This is a genomic window from Streptomyces prunicolor NBRC 13075, assembly GCF_000367365.1.
Classification (GTDB): Bacteria; Actinomycetota; Actinomycetes; order Streptomycetales; family Streptomycetaceae; genus Streptomyces; species Streptomyces prunicolor.
The window spans coordinates 15,943-29,181 of record NZ_BARF01000121.1 but is presented as its reverse complement, the minus strand read 5'-3'; the positions used below and the strand labels follow the sequence as shown (position 1 = coordinate 29,181).

The 13,239-nt window shown below is 68.3% G+C and carries 16 protein-coding genes; 6 read left to right on the top strand and 10 right to left on the bottom strand.

The window, feature by feature from the left end; genetic code table 11:
* Window positions 1-32: 32 nt before the first annotated feature.
* Window positions 33-1,415 (bottom strand): glycine--tRNA ligase, encoded by a 1,383-nt coding sequence (locus tag SPR02S_RS47665; protein WP_019064139.1) that lies wholly within the window; start codon window positions 1,413-1,415, stop codon window positions 33-35.
* 185 nt (window positions 1,416-1,600) lie between these two features.
* Here SPR02S_RS47665 and SPR02S_RS47660 point away from each other — a divergent pair, with 185 nt between their 5' ends.
* The 4 genes from SPR02S_RS47660 to SPR02S_RS47645 are packed head-to-tail and all read left to right on the top strand — an operon-like array spanning window position 1,601 to window position 4,737.
* Entirely contained in the window at window positions 1,601-2,566 is a 966-nt protein-coding gene (locus tag SPR02S_RS47660) for a metal ABC transporter substrate-binding protein (RefSeq protein ID WP_019064138.1), read from the top strand.
* A 34-nt stretch (window positions 2,567-2,600) separates the two neighbouring features.
* On the top strand, window positions 2,601-3,365 hold the full coding sequence (locus tag SPR02S_RS47655) for a metal ABC transporter ATP-binding protein (protein ID WP_043259010.1): 765 nt from the start codon (window positions 2,601-2,603) through the stop codon (window positions 3,363-3,365).
* Window positions 3,365-4,267 (top strand): metal ABC transporter permease, encoded by a 903-nt coding sequence (locus SPR02S_RS47650; RefSeq protein ID WP_019064136.1) that lies wholly within the window; start codon window positions 3,365-3,367, stop codon window positions 4,265-4,267. Before SPR02S_RS47655 ends, SPR02S_RS47650 begins: the two co-directional genes overlap by 1 nt.
* Before the next feature lie 59 nt (window positions 4,268-4,326).
* Complete coding sequence (locus SPR02S_RS47645; RefSeq protein ID WP_019064135.1) at window positions 4,327-4,737, top strand: Fur family transcriptional regulator; 411 nt, start codon at window positions 4,327-4,329, stop codon at window positions 4,735-4,737.
* A gap of 123 nt (window positions 4,738-4,860) precedes the next feature.
* Here SPR02S_RS47645 and SPR02S_RS47640 read toward each other — a convergent pair whose 3' ends face one another.
* From SPR02S_RS47640 to SPR02S_RS47625, 4 genes are all read right to left on the bottom strand, one after another.
* Complete coding sequence (locus SPR02S_RS47640) at window positions 4,861-5,412, bottom strand: YcxB family protein (protein WP_019064134.1); 552 nt, start codon at window positions 5,410-5,412, stop codon at window positions 4,861-4,863.
* Window positions 5,413-5,476: 64 nt separating this feature from the next.
* Window positions 5,477-6,319 carry an isoprenyl transferase gene (locus SPR02S_RS47635; RefSeq protein WP_019064133.1) on the bottom strand — a complete coding sequence of 281 codons (843 nt, stop codon included), beginning with the start codon at window positions 6,317-6,319 and terminating at the stop codon, window positions 5,477-5,479.
* 42 nt (window positions 6,320-6,361) lie between these two features.
* Complete coding sequence (gene recO / locus SPR02S_RS47630; protein ID WP_026151542.1) at window positions 6,362-7,111, bottom strand: DNA repair protein RecO; 750 nt, start codon at window positions 7,109-7,111, stop codon at window positions 6,362-6,364.
* Window positions 7,112-7,152: 41 nt separating this feature from the next.
* Window positions 7,153-7,368, bottom strand: a complete 216-nt coding sequence (locus tag SPR02S_RS47625) for a hypothetical protein (protein WP_019064131.1) — start codon at window positions 7,366-7,368, stop codon at window positions 7,153-7,155.
* A gap of 184 nt (window positions 7,369-7,552) precedes the next feature.
* Here SPR02S_RS47625 and SPR02S_RS47620 point away from each other — a divergent pair, with 184 nt between their 5' ends.
* Window positions 7,553-8,386, top strand: a complete 834-nt coding sequence (locus SPR02S_RS47620) for a helix-turn-helix domain-containing protein (protein WP_026151541.1) — start codon at window positions 7,553-7,555, stop codon at window positions 8,384-8,386.
* A complete protein-coding gene (locus SPR02S_RS47615; protein ID WP_019064129.1) occupies window positions 8,368-8,652 on the top strand; it encodes a DUF397 domain-containing protein in 285 nt (94 codons plus the stop codon). The genes SPR02S_RS47620 and SPR02S_RS47615 overlap by 19 nt, the downstream gene beginning before the upstream one ends.
* 139 nt (window positions 8,653-8,791) lie before the next feature.
* Here the strand turns inward: SPR02S_RS47615 and SPR02S_RS47610 are convergent, their stop codons facing one another.
* From SPR02S_RS47610 to SPR02S_RS58075, 5 genes are all read right to left on the bottom strand, one after another.
* The gene (locus SPR02S_RS47610) at window positions 8,792-9,172 is read right to left on the bottom strand and encodes a VOC family protein (RefSeq protein ID WP_026151540.1); all 381 of its coding nucleotides are present in this window, start codon (window positions 9,170-9,172) and stop codon (window positions 8,792-8,794) included.
* An 89-nt stretch (window positions 9,173-9,261) separates the two neighbouring features.
* Window positions 9,262-9,960 (bottom strand): response regulator, encoded by a 699-nt coding sequence (locus SPR02S_RS58085; protein ID WP_052347179.1) that lies wholly within the window; start codon window positions 9,958-9,960, stop codon window positions 9,262-9,264.
* Complete coding sequence (locus tag SPR02S_RS47600; protein ID WP_019064126.1) at window positions 9,957-11,162, bottom strand: sensor histidine kinase; 1,206 nt, start codon at window positions 11,160-11,162, stop codon at window positions 9,957-9,959. Before SPR02S_RS47600 ends, SPR02S_RS58085 begins: the two co-directional genes overlap by 4 nt.
* 101 nt (window positions 11,163-11,263) lie before the next feature.
* Window positions 11,264-12,133, bottom strand: a complete 870-nt coding sequence (locus SPR02S_RS58080; RefSeq protein WP_019064125.1) for a hypothetical protein — start codon at window positions 12,131-12,133, stop codon at window positions 11,264-11,266.
* Between the two features lie 95 nt (window positions 12,134-12,228).
* Window positions 12,229-13,212 (bottom strand): hypothetical protein, encoded by a 984-nt coding sequence (locus SPR02S_RS58075; protein WP_174447607.1) that lies wholly within the window; start codon window positions 13,210-13,212, stop codon window positions 12,229-12,231.
* Window positions 13,213-13,239: the final 27 nt, after the last annotated feature.

The window sequence follows — 13,239 nt, the reverse complement described above, 5'->3', positions numbered from 1 at the left end:
GCGCAGCCCCCAGGGACAGCACCCCCGCAGGCCTAGGCGCCGACGAGACGACCAGCCAGGTAGCCCTCGATCTGGTCCAGCGAGACCCGCTCCTGCTTCATGGAGTCGCGCTCGCGCACCGTCACCGCGTTGTCCTCGAGCGTGTCGAAGTCGACCGTCACGCAGTACGGCGTACCGATCTCGTCCTGGCGGCGGTAACGACGGCCGATCGCACCCGCGTCGTCGAACTCGATGTTCCAGTTCTGACGGAGCGCGGCGGCAAGGCCCTTGGCCTTCGGGGACAGCTCGGGGTTGCGGGACAGCGGAAGCACCGCGACCTTCACCGGGGCCAGGCGGTGGTCCAGGCGCAGCACCGTGCGCTTCTCCAACTTGCCCTTGGCGTTGGGCGCTTCGTCCTCGACGTAGGCGTCGAGCAGGAACGCCAGCATCGCGCGGCCGACACCGGCGGCGGGCTCGATGACGTACGGCGTCCAGCGCTCCTGGGCCTCCTGGTCGAAGAAGGAGAGGTCCTGGCCGGAGGCCTTGGAGTGGGCGTTCAGGTCGAAGTCGGTGCGGTTGGCGACGCCTTCCAGCTCGCCCCACTCGTTGCCGCCGAACTGGAAGCGGTACTCGATGTCAGCTGTGCGCTTGGAGTAGTGGGAGAGCTTCTCCTTGGGGTGGTCGTACCACCGCATGTTCTCCTCGCGCAGGCCCAGGCCGGTGTACCAGTTCCAGCGCTGCTCCATCCAGTACTCCTGCCACGTCTCGTCCTCGCCCGGCTTGACGAAGAACTCCATCTCCATCTGCTCGAACTCGCGGGTCCGGAAGATGAAGTTGCCGGGCGTGATCTCGTTGCGGAAGGACTTGCCCATCTGCGCGATGCCGAACGGCGGCTTCTTGCGCGAAGCGGTCTGCACCTGGGCGAAGTTGGTGAAGATGCCCTGGGCGGTCTCGGGGCGCAGATAGGCGACGGAGCCGGTGTCCTGCGTCGGGCCCAGGTGGGTGGAGAGCAGGCCGGAGAACTCCTTGGGCTCGGTGAACTGGCCCTTGTTGCCGCAGTTGGGGCAGTTGATGTCGGCGAGGCCCTTCTCGGGGGCGCGGCCGTGCTTGGCCTCGTACGCCTCCTCCAGGTGGTCCGCGCGGAACCGCTTGTGGCACGAGGTGCACTCGGTCAGCGGGTCCGAGAAAGTGGCGACATGGCCGGAGGCGACCCAGACATCGGGGGCCAGGATCACGGACGAGTCGATACCGACCACGTCCTCGCGCGACGTCACCATGTAGCGCCACCACTGGCGCTTCAGGTTCTCCTTGAGCTCGACACCCAAGGGCCCGTAGTCCCAAGCGGCGCGCTGGCCGCCGTAGATCTCACTACTGGGGAATACGAAGCCACGGCGCTTGCTCAGGCTGACGATGGTGTCGATCTTGTCGGCGGCCACGATGCTCTCTTCATGACGAATGGACGGTAAGGAGGGGCGGCGCGAAGCGCCTCGATGAGGGGTGGTGGTCGGGAGACGGGCGGGCGAATGACTTAGGTTACCGGCGCGCCCTACCCCCGTATCAAATCGGTTCCTCACCCGGCGCTTGTTGACAACGGTTTCCATGTCAGTTGAAAATGACTGTCATGAACGTACGACGACGCCGCATCTCCGGAATACCCGCGATCGCGATAGCCGCGGCCACCGCCCTGGGTCTCGGGACCCTCTCCGCCTGCTCCGACACCGCGTCCGCGGCCAACACGGACAAGTTCGACGTCGTCGCGGCGTTCTACCCACTCCAGTACCTCGCCGAGCAGATCGGCGGCAGCCACGTCCACGTCACCAGCCTGACGAAGCCCGGCCAGGAACCGCACGACCTGGAGATCAGCGCGCAGCAGACCGCCGCGCTCGGGGAATCCGACGCGGTGCTCTACCTCAAGAACCTCCAGCCGGCCGTCGACGACGCGGTGAGCCAGTCCGAGGTCAAGACGAAGATCGACGCGGCCTCCCTGACCACGGAGGAGAAGCACGGCAACGAGGTCGGCGGCCACGCGGCCACGCACGACACCTCGAAGAACGAGGAACTGGCCGGCCTCGACCCCCACATCTGGCTCGACCCGGTGCGCTACGCCCAGGTCGCCGAGGGCGTCGGCAAGGCCTTCGAGAAGGCCGACCCGAAGAACGCGGCCGACTACAGGACCAACACCGCGGCCCTGGTCAAGAAGCTGGACGCGCTCAACACCGAGTTCAAGACCGGCCTCGCGAACACCAAGACCAAGGTGTTCATCACCACACACGCCGCCTTCGGCTACCTCGCCGAGCGCTACGGCCTCACCGAGGAGGCCATCAACGGCCTCGACCCCGAGTCGGAGCCAAGTGCCAAGCGCGTCAAGGACCTTGAGAAGATGGCCAAGGCCGACGGCGTCACCACCGTGTTCTACGAGACGCTCGTCAGCGACAAGACCGCGAAGACCATCGCCGCCGACGCCAACCTGAAGACGGACGTCCTCGACCCGATCGAGGGCATCACCAAGAAGTCCCGCGGCAAGGACTACTTCTCGGTCCAGCAGGCCAACCTCAAGGCGTTGCAGACGGCCCTGGGAACCAAGTGATCTACAAGTGATCTACAGCAGTACGGAGGACACAGTGGCCGAGCCCGTCATATCGCTGCGCGGAGTCCGCGCCGAGCTGGGCTCGCGCCCCGTCCTGCGCGGCATCGACCTCACCGTGCGGCGCGGTGAGGTGGTCGCGCTGCTCGGCGCCAACGGCTCCGGCAAGTCGACCGCGATCCGCACGATCATCGGCCAAGTCCCGCTGAGCGGGGGCGAGATCGAGCTGTTCGGCACCCCGCGCCGCGCCTTCCGCGACTGGCGGCGCGTGGGTTACGTACCGCAGCGCACGACGGCCGGGGGCGGGGTGCCCGCCACCGTCACCGAGATCGTCGCGTCCGGCCGGCTCTCCCGCGCCCGCTTCGGCCTGCTGCGCAAGGCGGACCACGAGGCCGTACGGCACGCCCTGGAGCTGGTCGGGATGGCGGACCGCGCCAAGGACTCCGTCGACGCGCTCTCCGGCGGCCAGCACCAGCGTGTGCTGATCGCCCGCGCGCTCGCCGCGGAACCCGAACTCCTCATCATGGACGAGCCGATGGCGGGCGTGGACCTGGCCAGCCAGCAGGTCCTTGCGGACACCCTGACCCGTCAAGTCGCCGAAGGCGCAACGGTGTTGCTCGTCCTGCACGAACTCGGCCCGCTGGAACCGCTGATCGACCGCGCGGTCGTCCTGCGCGACGGCTGCGTCCAGCACGACGGCCCGCCCCCGCGCGCGCTCGGCCAGCATGCCCTGCCCGGCCACGACCACGTACACCCGCACTCGGCGGACGCCGAACCGATCCGCACGGGACTGCTGAGCTGATGGACATCCTCAACTACCCCTTCATGGAACGGGCGCTCATCGCGGCCGTCCTCGTCGGCATCACCGCCCCCGCGATCGGCATCTACCTGGTCCAGCGCCGCCAGCCCCTCATGGGCGACGGCATCGGCCACGTCGCGATGACCGGCGTGGGCCTCGGCTTCCTCCTCAACGCCTCCCCGGTCTGGATGGCCACCGCCGTCTCCGCCCTCGGCTCGGTCCTGATGGAACTGATCCGCTGGTACGGCAAGACCCGCGGCGACATCGCCCTCGCGATGCTCTTCTACGGCGGCATGGCGGGCGGCGTGATGTTCGTCAACCTCGCGCCGGGCGGCTCGAACGCCAACCTGAGCTCGTACCTCTTCGGCTCGCTCTCGACGGTCTCGCAGTCCGACGTGACGGCGATCGGCATCCTCGCCGGCTTCGTGATCGTGGTCACGCTGGGGCTGCGGCGGCAGCTGTTCGCCGTGAACCACGACGAGGAGTTCGCGCGGGTCACCGGCCTGCCCGTGCGTGCCCTGAACCTGCTGACGGCGGTCACCGCGGCCGTCACGGTCACCGTCGCGATGCGGGTCGTGGGCCTGATCCTGGTGTCCGCGCTGATGGTGGTGCCGGTCGCCGCCGCGCAGCAGCTCACCCGCAGTTTCGCCGCGACCCTCGCCATCGCGGGCGCGATCGGCGTGACCGTGACGGTCAGCGGCACCGTCACCTCGTACTACCAGAACGTCCCGCCCGGCGCGACGATCGTGCTCCTGACGATCGCCGCGTTCATCGTCCTGACGGCGCTGGCGACCCCGCTGGCGAGGCGCCGGGCCCGGAACGCGGCCGCCGCGCGACCGGCCGGGGACCCGGTGGAGTGCGCGATTCCAGCCACCCGGGGGGCCTCCGACGAGGTCGGTGTCTGACCATGCACAGCCCGGGCTGGCACAATGGCTCGGCACAGTGCAGACGTGAGGAGGCAACGGTGACGACGGCCGGTCCGCCCGTAAAGGGACGCTCCACCCGCCAGCGTGCCGCCGTGTCGGCGGCGCTCAACGAGGTCGACGAGTTCCGCAGTGCCCAGGATCTCCACGACATGCTCAAGCACAAGGGTGACTCGGTGGGCCTGACCACGGTCTACCGCACCCTCCAGAACCTCGCCGACGCGGGTGAGGTCGACGTCCTGCGCACGGACGAGGGCGAGTCCGTGTATCGCCGCTGCTCCACGGGCGATCACCATCACCACCTGGTGTGCCGGGTTTGCGGCAAGGCGGTTGAGGTGGAAGGGCCCGCTGTGGAGAAGTGGGCGGAGGCGATCGCGGCGGAGCACGGGTATGTGAATGTGGCGCACACGGTCGAGATCTTCGGCACTTGTGCGGAGTGCTCCGCGGGTTGAGCGGGATATCTGCGGGCCCGGTGGGGGCTGGTCGCGCAGTTCCCCGCGCCCCTAGGGGGTTGCCGGGACCGCTCGCTTAAATACAGCCCCTCGCCCCTTGGCGGCGCTGTCGGGACCGCTTGTTCAGACGCGAGGGAGCTTGGTGTTCAGCAGGGTGCGTAGCCGGTCCACATCCTGCGGCGTGGGCGCTCCCTGCTTGACGATGACCATCGCGCAGGCTCCGATTCGGTCCGGGCTGCGTAGCACGAAGCAGTGGTCGGTCTCGGCGTAACTGCCGTAGTTGGCCCAGGACATACGTGCGTCCATGTGTGCGCTGACCGTGCGCACACCCTCCTCGGCGACGGTCACCCGCATCACGCCGTGGTGCTCGTTGGCCCGCAGCAGTTGGCGGGCGGTCATGCCGGGCACCCCGAGCATCAGCAGCGGCCAGGCGATGAGCGCGATGCCGAAGGCGAAGCCGATGCCGTCGCCGCCCGCCAGGCCCGCGGTCAGCACGAGCGCGCCCAGCACCATGACGGCCGCGTGGAAGACGGGGTGGTGGATGAACCCGGCCCGGCCGCGCCTGCGGAACAGCAGCCGGACGGCCTCGGTCATGTCCTCCAGCCGGAGTTGGTACTCCAGCACCACTTCGCTCGCGCGTTGCTCGACGCTCTGTGCCTGCTCTGCCTGCTCCATCACGGCCCCTCCCCGTTCCTGCGGTGACGAGCCGTGATAGTAACCCCGGAGTCCGACAGGGGTGTTACTCGTTTCCCCGCATCGCCTGCTCCATCGCGAGCAGCTTCTCGTTCGGCACCGCGCCGCCGAACCGCCGGTCCCGCTGGGCGAATTCGACGCAGGCGCGCCACAGGTCACGGCGGTCGAAGTCCGGCCAGAGGACGTCCTGGAAGACCATCTCGGCGTAGGCGCTCTGCCAGATCAGGTAGTTGGAGGTGCGCTGTTCGCCGCTGGGGCGCAGGAAGAGGTCGACCTCGGGCATGTCCGGGTAGTACATGTACTTGGCGAGAGTCTTCTCGTCGACCTTGGCCGGGTCGAGCCGGCCCGCCTGCACGTCCTCGGCCAACGCCCTTGCCGCGTCGGCGATTTCGGCCCGCCCGCCGTAGTTCATGCAGAAGTACAGCGTGAGCGCGTCGTTGTCCTTGGTCTGCTCCTGCGCGATCTGGAGCTCCTTGGCGACCGACCGCCACAGCTTGGGCATACGGCCCACCCACCGCACCCGGATACCGAGTTCGTCGAGGGTGTCGCGGGACTTGCGGATGAAGTCGCGGTTGAAGTTCATGAGGAAGCGCACCTCGTCGGGCGACCGCTTCCAGTTCTCGGTGGAGAAGGCGTACAGCGAGATCGCGCCGACACCCATCTCGACGCCGCCCTGAAGCACGTCCAACACCCGCTCGGCGCCGACCTTGTGGCCCTCGGTGCGCGGCAGCCCGCGCTGCTTCGCCCACCGCCCGTTCCCGTCCATGACGATCGCCACGTGCTTCGGGATCAGCTCACCGGGCAGCTTCGGCGCGGTGGCCCCGGACGGGTGCGGCTCCGGCGCCTTGTACTCGCGCCGCTGGCGCCCCAGGATCCCGCGTACGGCCATGTGCTTCTCGTCTCCTCTTTCCGACTGCTTCTCTACGACCTGCTACGACTTCTCTACGTACCGCAGCGAACGAAGTCCACGTTCCAGATGCCAGTGCAGATAGGCGGACACCAGCCCGCTGCCCTCCCGCACATGCCGCGCCTCGCACGCGTCCGCCGTCGCCCAGTCTCCCGTAAGCAGCGCGCCGAGGAGTTCCAGGGCCTGCGGTGAGGGTACGACGCTCCCGGCCACCCGGCAGTCGGCGCAGACGACCCCGCCCGACGCCACGGAGAAGAACCGGTTCGGTCCCGGCATCCCGCACTTCGCGCAGTCACCGAAGCTTGGCGCATAGCCGTTGACGGCGAGCGAACGGAGCAGGAACGCGTCGAGGATGAGATGCGGAGCATGCTCCCCGCCGGCCAGCGTCCGCAGCCCGCCCACGAGCAGCAGATACTGCTGCACGGCGGGCTCGCCCTCGTGATCGGTGAACCGCTCGGCCGTCTCCAGCATCGCCGTACCGGCGGTGTACCGCGCGTAGTCGGCGACGATCCCGCCACCGTACGGAGCGATGGTCTCGCTCTGGGTGCACAACGGCAGCCCGCGGCCGATGAGTTCGCTGCCCCGCGCGAAGAACTGCACGTCTACATGGGAGAAGGGTTCCAGCCGGGCGCCGAACTTCGACTTGGTCCGCCGCACCCCGCGCGCCACGGCCCGCACTCGCCCGTGACCCCGGGTGAGCAGCGTGATGATCCGGTCCGCCTCACCCAGCTTCTGGGTGCGCAGCACGATGCCGTCGTCGCGGAACAGGCTCATGCCGCCCATTGTCCCCTACGGCCCTGTGGCGCCACGACGCTTCAAGGCACCTCACCGCGACTGCGGGCGTTCGCGTACGCGGTCGCCGCGCTCAGCCGCTCGGCCGGGGTCGCGTCGCGTACGGCGCCCGGCTCGACGTCCCACTCACGCCCGCCGCCGTACGGGCGGAGCTGAACATAAGGGCCCTCGTGCCCCATGACGATGCCCACTCTCCCGTTACGGGTGTCCACGGCGACCGATCCGACAGGCGGCTTCATCGCTCTCCTCGCACCCGAATCCGGAATTCCATCAAGGTGTCCTTCGCCTCCCAGCAGTGTGCCCACACCTGGTTCCCCTCCCTTTTCGACTTTCACGCTTCGCATCTCAAGGGTGCCCCTCCTCCCCCTACACTCGGCAGGAGTCTGTCGACAACAACTGCGGTGCAGACCAAGGGGGTTGGCTATGGCCAACGGTTCACGGCTGGCGGCTTGGGAGTTTTTCGGAACCGAGCTGAGACGACGCCGGGAGGATATGGGGCTCTCGCAGGCGCAGCTGGGGGCGCTTGTCTTTGTCTCCGGCACTTACATCGGCCAATTCGAACAGGCAATTCGGAAACCGCAGATGGAGCTGGCCATCCGGTTTGACGAGATTCTGAAGACCGACGGTATTTTCGAACGGCTCTGCCTGGGCCTGATCAACGACAGGCGGTACGCGGATTACTTCGCCAAGGCTGCGGAGTTGGAGGCGCTGGCGACGAAGATCTGTGACTTCGCGCCGACGGTGGTTCCGGGGCTGCTCCAGACCGCCGAGTACGCCCGAGCGGTCACCCTCGCGACGAACCCGCTCGCGACGGAGGAGTACATCGAGGAGAAAGTGTCCGGCCGGATGGACCGGGCGCGGATCCTCAAGGACGCAACAAGGTCCGTGTACTGGGTGATCCTGCATGAGAACGTGGTGCGGATTCCGGTCGGCGGCCCTGAGTGCATGGCCCGGCAGCTGGATCACATCGCGACGCTCGTACGCGAGCGGACTGTGCTAATGCAGGTGCTGCCGTGTGCGGCGGGGGCCTTCGCCGTCATGAACGGAACGCTGACGCTCATGGAGTTCGACGACGCCCCGCCAACCGCCTATACAGAGGCCGTGTATTCGGGGAACCTGCTGGACGATCCGGCTGTGGTGAAGCGCGCGTACGCGGCATACGATCTGCTCAGGGCCGCCGCGCTGTCGCCGGAGGCGTCCCTGGCCCTGATCGAATCGGCGGCGGAGGACCACAGACGATGCGCAAGTACGACCTGAGCAAGGCCAGTTGGCGCAAGAGCACCTACAGCGACGGCAACGGCGGTACCTGCGTCGAGATCGCCTACGACTTCCTCGGCGCCGCCCGCTGGCGCAAGAGCACGTACAGCGACGGCAACGGCGGGAACTGTGTCGAGATCGCCGACGGAGTCCCCGGTGTCATCCCCGTCCGCGACAGCAAGGTGTCTGTTGGTGGGCCGGTGATCGTGGTCGGAGCCGATGCCTGGACGGAGTTCATCGGCTCACTCGCCGCCGCTCGTCACTGATCGTCCACAACGTCCACCCCCCCCCCAGAGGGGACCCTCCCCGCGGAAGTGTGACAATTCCGCGCCGAGTGTCACACTTCCACGCCCCACCCCTGGCACCGAGCGTCCCCGCGCACCGGCCATGTACCCGTATCAGAGGTCAGAGCGGGTTGATGCGAGCCTTGAGCAGACAGAACTCATTGCCTTCGGGGTCGGCCAGGACATGCCACTGCTCGTCCCCCGTCTGACCGATGTCGGCCCGACGCGCACCGAGCTTCAGCAGGCGTTCGAGTTCGGCCTCCTGATCGCGGTCGGTGGGGTTGACGTCGATGTGCAGCCGGGACTTCCCCGGCTCCGGCTCGTCCCTGCGGCTGAAGAAGAGCGTCGGATGCGGACCGCCGAACCCCTCGGGCGTCCCGATCTCCACCCACTGCCCGGCCTCGCGTTCGAGCACGACGAACCCCAGGACCTCGCACCAGAACTGCGCCAACACCTCGGGATCGCGGCAACCAAGCACGAGCTCACCGATACGACACGCCACAACGGCCTCCCAGCTGTGAAAACAACCTCGCGACCGTACCGGACGGGACGAGCACGCGCGAAGGGTTTCGGGGCGCGGCGATATCACCGTCACCGCGGCCCCGCCGCCCGGGGTGACGCCTGGCCCGGGCCCACCGAGACCAGCCCCGCCTCATAGGCCAGGATCACCAGCTGGACCCGGTCCCTCGCGTCCAGCTTGGTGAAGAGGCGGGTCAGGTAGGTCTTCGCCGTGGCCACGCTGATGCACAGCTCGGCCGCGATCTCCGTGTTGGACAGCCCCGAGCCGACCAGCGTCAGCACTTCGCGTTCCCGCTCCGTGACCCGTGTCAACTCCCGGCGCGTGCGGGCCAGTTCGGGGCGGGACGAGGCGAAGTCGCGGATCAGGCGCCGGGTCACGCTCGGGGCGATCAGGGCGTCTCCGGCGGCCACCACCCGTACCGCGCCGATGATGTCGTCCAGGGCCATGTCCTTGACCAGGAACCCGGACGCGCCGGCGCGCAAGGCGCCGTAGACGTGATCGTCGTCGTCGAAGGTGGTGAGGACGACGACCCGGGCCGGCGCCGAACTCTCCGTGATCCTGCGTGTGGCCTCGATCCCGTCCGTCCCGGGCATGCGGATGTCCATCACCACGACGTCCGGGGCGAGTTGAGCCGTCAGCCGCACCGCCTCCGCCCCGTCGCTCGCCTCGCCGACGACCTCCACGTCGTCGAGGTCGGCCATCACCATCCGCAGTGCCGTACGGATGAGTTGCTGGTCGTCGGCGAGGAGCACACGGACGGGCCCGCTCATCGGGCCACCGCCGTCGGCACCGGCACCGGCAGCCGGGCCGCGACCCGGAAACCGCCCTCGGGGCGCGGTGCCGCCGTGAACTCCCCTTGTAGCAGGGCCACTCGCTCCCGCATGCCCGCCAGCCCGAACCCGGTGTCGGTGGCCGTGCCGTGGCCACGCCCGTCGTCCGTGACCTCCAGGGCGAGTGCGTCGTCGCCGTAGTCGAGGGTGACCCGGCACGCGCTCGTCCCCGCGTGCCGTACGACGTTGGTGACGGACTCCTGGATGATGCGGAACGCCGACAGGTCGACGTCGGGCGGGAGTTGACGCGGCTCACCGCGCCGCCGCACGTCGACCCGTACGCCGGCCGCCGTGGTCGTGGCGGCGAGCCGGTCGACGTCACCGAGGCCTGCGGGCAGGACGGGAGCCTCGTCGGCCACCCGCAGCGCGACGAGCATGCGGCGCAGCCCGGCCAGTGTCTCCCGGCCCTCGTGCTCCACCGCCCGCATCGCCTCCCGCGCGGCCTCCGGCTGGGTCGTGGTGACCCGGGCCGCCGCGCCGGCCTGGAGGGCGATGATGCCGATGCTGTGCGCCACGGTGTCGTGCATCTCCCGTGCGATACGCAGCCGTTCGACGGTGACGGCCTGCGTCGCGGTCTGCGCGGTGAGCCGCTCGGCGTACGCACGGCCCTGCCGCACGGAGTTGCCGATCAGCCAGGCGACGACGGCCGAGAGAGCGAGCGCCGACCAGCTCTGCCAGTCGCCCCGGCCGGTGTCGTAGAGAGCGACAAGGGGGCGGCCGAGGCCGGTCCGGGTGAGTTCGTAGACGGGCAGGACGGCGATCGCGAGGGCGAGGGCGGTGAGGCTCCGGCGGCGCTCGGAGCTCGCGGCGATCCAGCCCACGGCGATGTCGATCGCCGCGTAGTGGACCAGCCCGATCGTCAGCGCGTTCAGCCCCAGCGTCACGGCGTACGTCCCCACCACCAGCAGCCCGTTCCCGGACAGCGGGCGCCGACGCAGCAGCACGCACCCGGCCAGGGCGAGGGCACTGCCCGACGCGATGAGCACCCAGCCGGCCGGCGTGGGCGGGTAGGCAAACGTCGGCATGAAGGGGAGGTGGAAGAAGGCGCGGACCGCGAACAGCGTGCCGTAGATCCAGGGCACCCCCGCCCAGGCGCCCGGCGGTACGCGCTTGAGCAGGGGCAGCGGTGGGGTGGTGGGCATACCGGGATCGTAGGAGCGGGGGGTGGGTGCGGGCATCGGTCCGGGGGTGTACGACCTGGGTCGACATGGGCGCCGCCCTCGTTGGCCTCGCGGTATCCGAGTCAGAGGGACCTCGATCCAGCGTCTCGGCCCGCGTCCCAGAGTTCGTTGAAGCGTTTCCTCCGCTCAGTGAGGCGTGGTAGCCGCGCGTTCAGTGTGGTGGTGGGGTTGCCCTGCGTACGGTCGGCGGTCAACTCGAAACAGAGTTGGCCGTCGAAGATGACACAGTCGTTGATGGGGCCGCCCTTGAGGTCATGGGACAGTTCGGATCTGACCACGACCCTCGTCTCTATGCGCCGTCGCCCTTGGCTCCGGCAGATCTCCTCCAGGTCACTGTTGACGTCGGCGGCGGTCTCGACGATGAACACGCGCCGCACGATCACACCCCGCCCAATCGCCTCGCTCTGCGCGTCCAGATAACGGCGCGCGGGTTCGGTCGCCCAGAAGGTCAGGTCGACGGAGCTGCTGATCGCGTCGACACTTCGCTCGGCGCAGCCGGTGAGTCCGAAGAGCCAGTCATTGTTCTCCCCAGGCCATTCACTGGTCCCCCCGGTGAGGTTGACCATGGTCGACGCGAGCTTGGCCAACTCCGCGCGAGCGAAGGCCTTCACGATGTCCGGGCCTTGCGACTGCACCTCCGTGGCGCTCTGCAGGAGCAGCTTCACGTCCTCGGTGTCCAGTCCCGCCCGGTCCAACTTCCCGAAGATTCCGGTCACTTCGCCGACCTGCATGAACTTCTCGCTGACCAGGTTCTTCATATCGCGGTGATGCGTCACCAGCGCGCTCTCCACCGATGCCAGCCGCCGCTCGAAGTCGATCATGTACTGGACGATGAGCGCGGCGCCGCCGATGACGATGGAGACCACGAGCTGCCACAGCTCGTTCTGCGACTGGTCGATCAGGTTGGTGATCACATATGCGCCGGCGGCCACGACGGCGGTGACAAGTGTCTTCAGCAGGACGGGAGGTACGCGTACGCCTCCCGCTGCTACCGGACTCGGTGCTGTTCCGGGCTCTCCGCCCGCGGTCAAGTGGCGGCCCCCTCAGGCGGTTCGGCGGGTGTGCCGAACCCGGCGGGTAAGCCGTTGGCAGGGCTGGCGTCCCACAGGTCGTTGAACCGCCTGATCAGTTCCCGGACGTCCTTCTCGCGCGCGGACACCGTGGTCGAGGAGTTCACGCTCATCTGGTCCGCGTTGATCTGGTAGATGAGCGAGTCGTCGAATACGACGAAGTCGACCATCTTGCCCCGCCGGATGTACAGCGGAAGCTGCGACAGCGCGACCACCCGCACATCGATGTGCTTCCTCTTCTGCTCGTCGCAGAGTTGGTCGAGGCCGACGATGTCTGCGGGCTTCCGCACGATGAACAGTCGCCTCACCTTGACGTGCTGCCTGTCGATCGCATCGCTCTGTGCCTGCAGATAGCGGCCCGCGGGCTCGCTGTTCCAGAAGTCCCGGTCGACGGCGGAGGTGCTGATGGCGTCGATGGTCTGCGCGGCACACTTCGTGAGGGACAGGAGCCAGTCGTGGTTCTCACCCTGGCACTCGGCGCTGAGGTTGGTGAGGTCCTCCATCTGGGACGCCACCCGGTTGATCTCCTCGTGGGCGAAGTCGTGCAGGATCGTCGGCCCGATGGAGACGACCCGCGTGGCGCTCTCGGCCAGCCGAGGCACACCGTCGTCCCTCAGCTTCTCCACCTCGTTGAAGAGCTTGGTCGCCTTGCCGATGTCGATGAAGCGCTGCTCAACCACGCCCTTGAGATCGGCCAGTTGACGCACGAACCCCAACATGAACTGAACGATCAGAATCGCGCCGCTGAAGAGGACGGACACGACCACCCGCCACAGGTCGTCCCCGGAAGGAGAGATCACGTTGGTGAGCACATAGGCTGCTGCGCCCGACAACACGGCGACAAGGAAGCGCAGCCCCACGCGCCGTACACCGTCCTCCTTCGTCCCCTCTTCCGCCGGCCTCGGGCGGCCGTCCTGTCGTATCACTGTCGGTGCGTTCATCTCTCTTTCTCCCCCCGTCGGGATCGC

Bases quoted from the DNA above. Each gene is read 5' to 3' on its own strand.
- SPR02S_RS47660 (WP_019064138.1), top strand. From the start codon at position 1,601: ATGAACGTACGACGACGCCGCATCTCCGGAATACCCGCGATCGCGATA.
- SPR02S_RS47650 (WP_019064136.1), top strand. From the start codon at position 3,365: ATGGACATCCTCAACTACCCCTTCATGGAACGGGCGCTCATCGCGGCC.
- SPR02S_RS47640 (WP_019064134.1), bottom strand. From the start codon at position 5,412: ATGGAGCAGGCAGAGCAGGCACAGAGCGTCGAGCAACGCGCGAGCGAA.
- SPR02S_RS47635 (WP_019064133.1), bottom strand. From the start codon at position 6,319: ATGGCCGTACGCGGGATCCTGGGGCGCCAGCGGCGCGAGTACAAGGCG.
- recO (WP_026151542.1), bottom strand. From the start codon at position 7,111: ATGAGCCTGTTCCGCGACGACGGCATCGTGCTGCGCACCCAGAAGCTG.
- SPR02S_RS47625 (WP_019064131.1), bottom strand. From the start codon at position 7,368: ATGAAGCCGCCTGTCGGATCGGTCGCCGTGGACACCCGTAACGGGAGA.
- SPR02S_RS47620 (WP_026151541.1), top strand. From the start codon at position 7,553: ATGGCCAACGGTTCACGGCTGGCGGCTTGGGAGTTTTTCGGAACCGAG.
- SPR02S_RS47615 (WP_019064129.1), top strand. From the start codon at position 8,368: ATGCGCAAGTACGACCTGAGCAAGGCCAGTTGGCGCAAGAGCACCTAC.
- SPR02S_RS58085 (WP_052347179.1), bottom strand. From the start codon at position 9,960: ATGAGCGGGCCCGTCCGTGTGCTCCTCGCCGACGACCAGCAACTCATC.
- SPR02S_RS47600 (WP_019064126.1), bottom strand. From the start codon at position 11,162: ATGCCCACCACCCCACCGCTGCCCCTGCTCAAGCGCGTACCGCCGGGC.
- SPR02S_RS58075 (WP_174447607.1), bottom strand. From the start codon at position 13,212: ATGAACGCACCGACAGTGATACGACAGGACGGCCGCCCGAGGCCGGCG.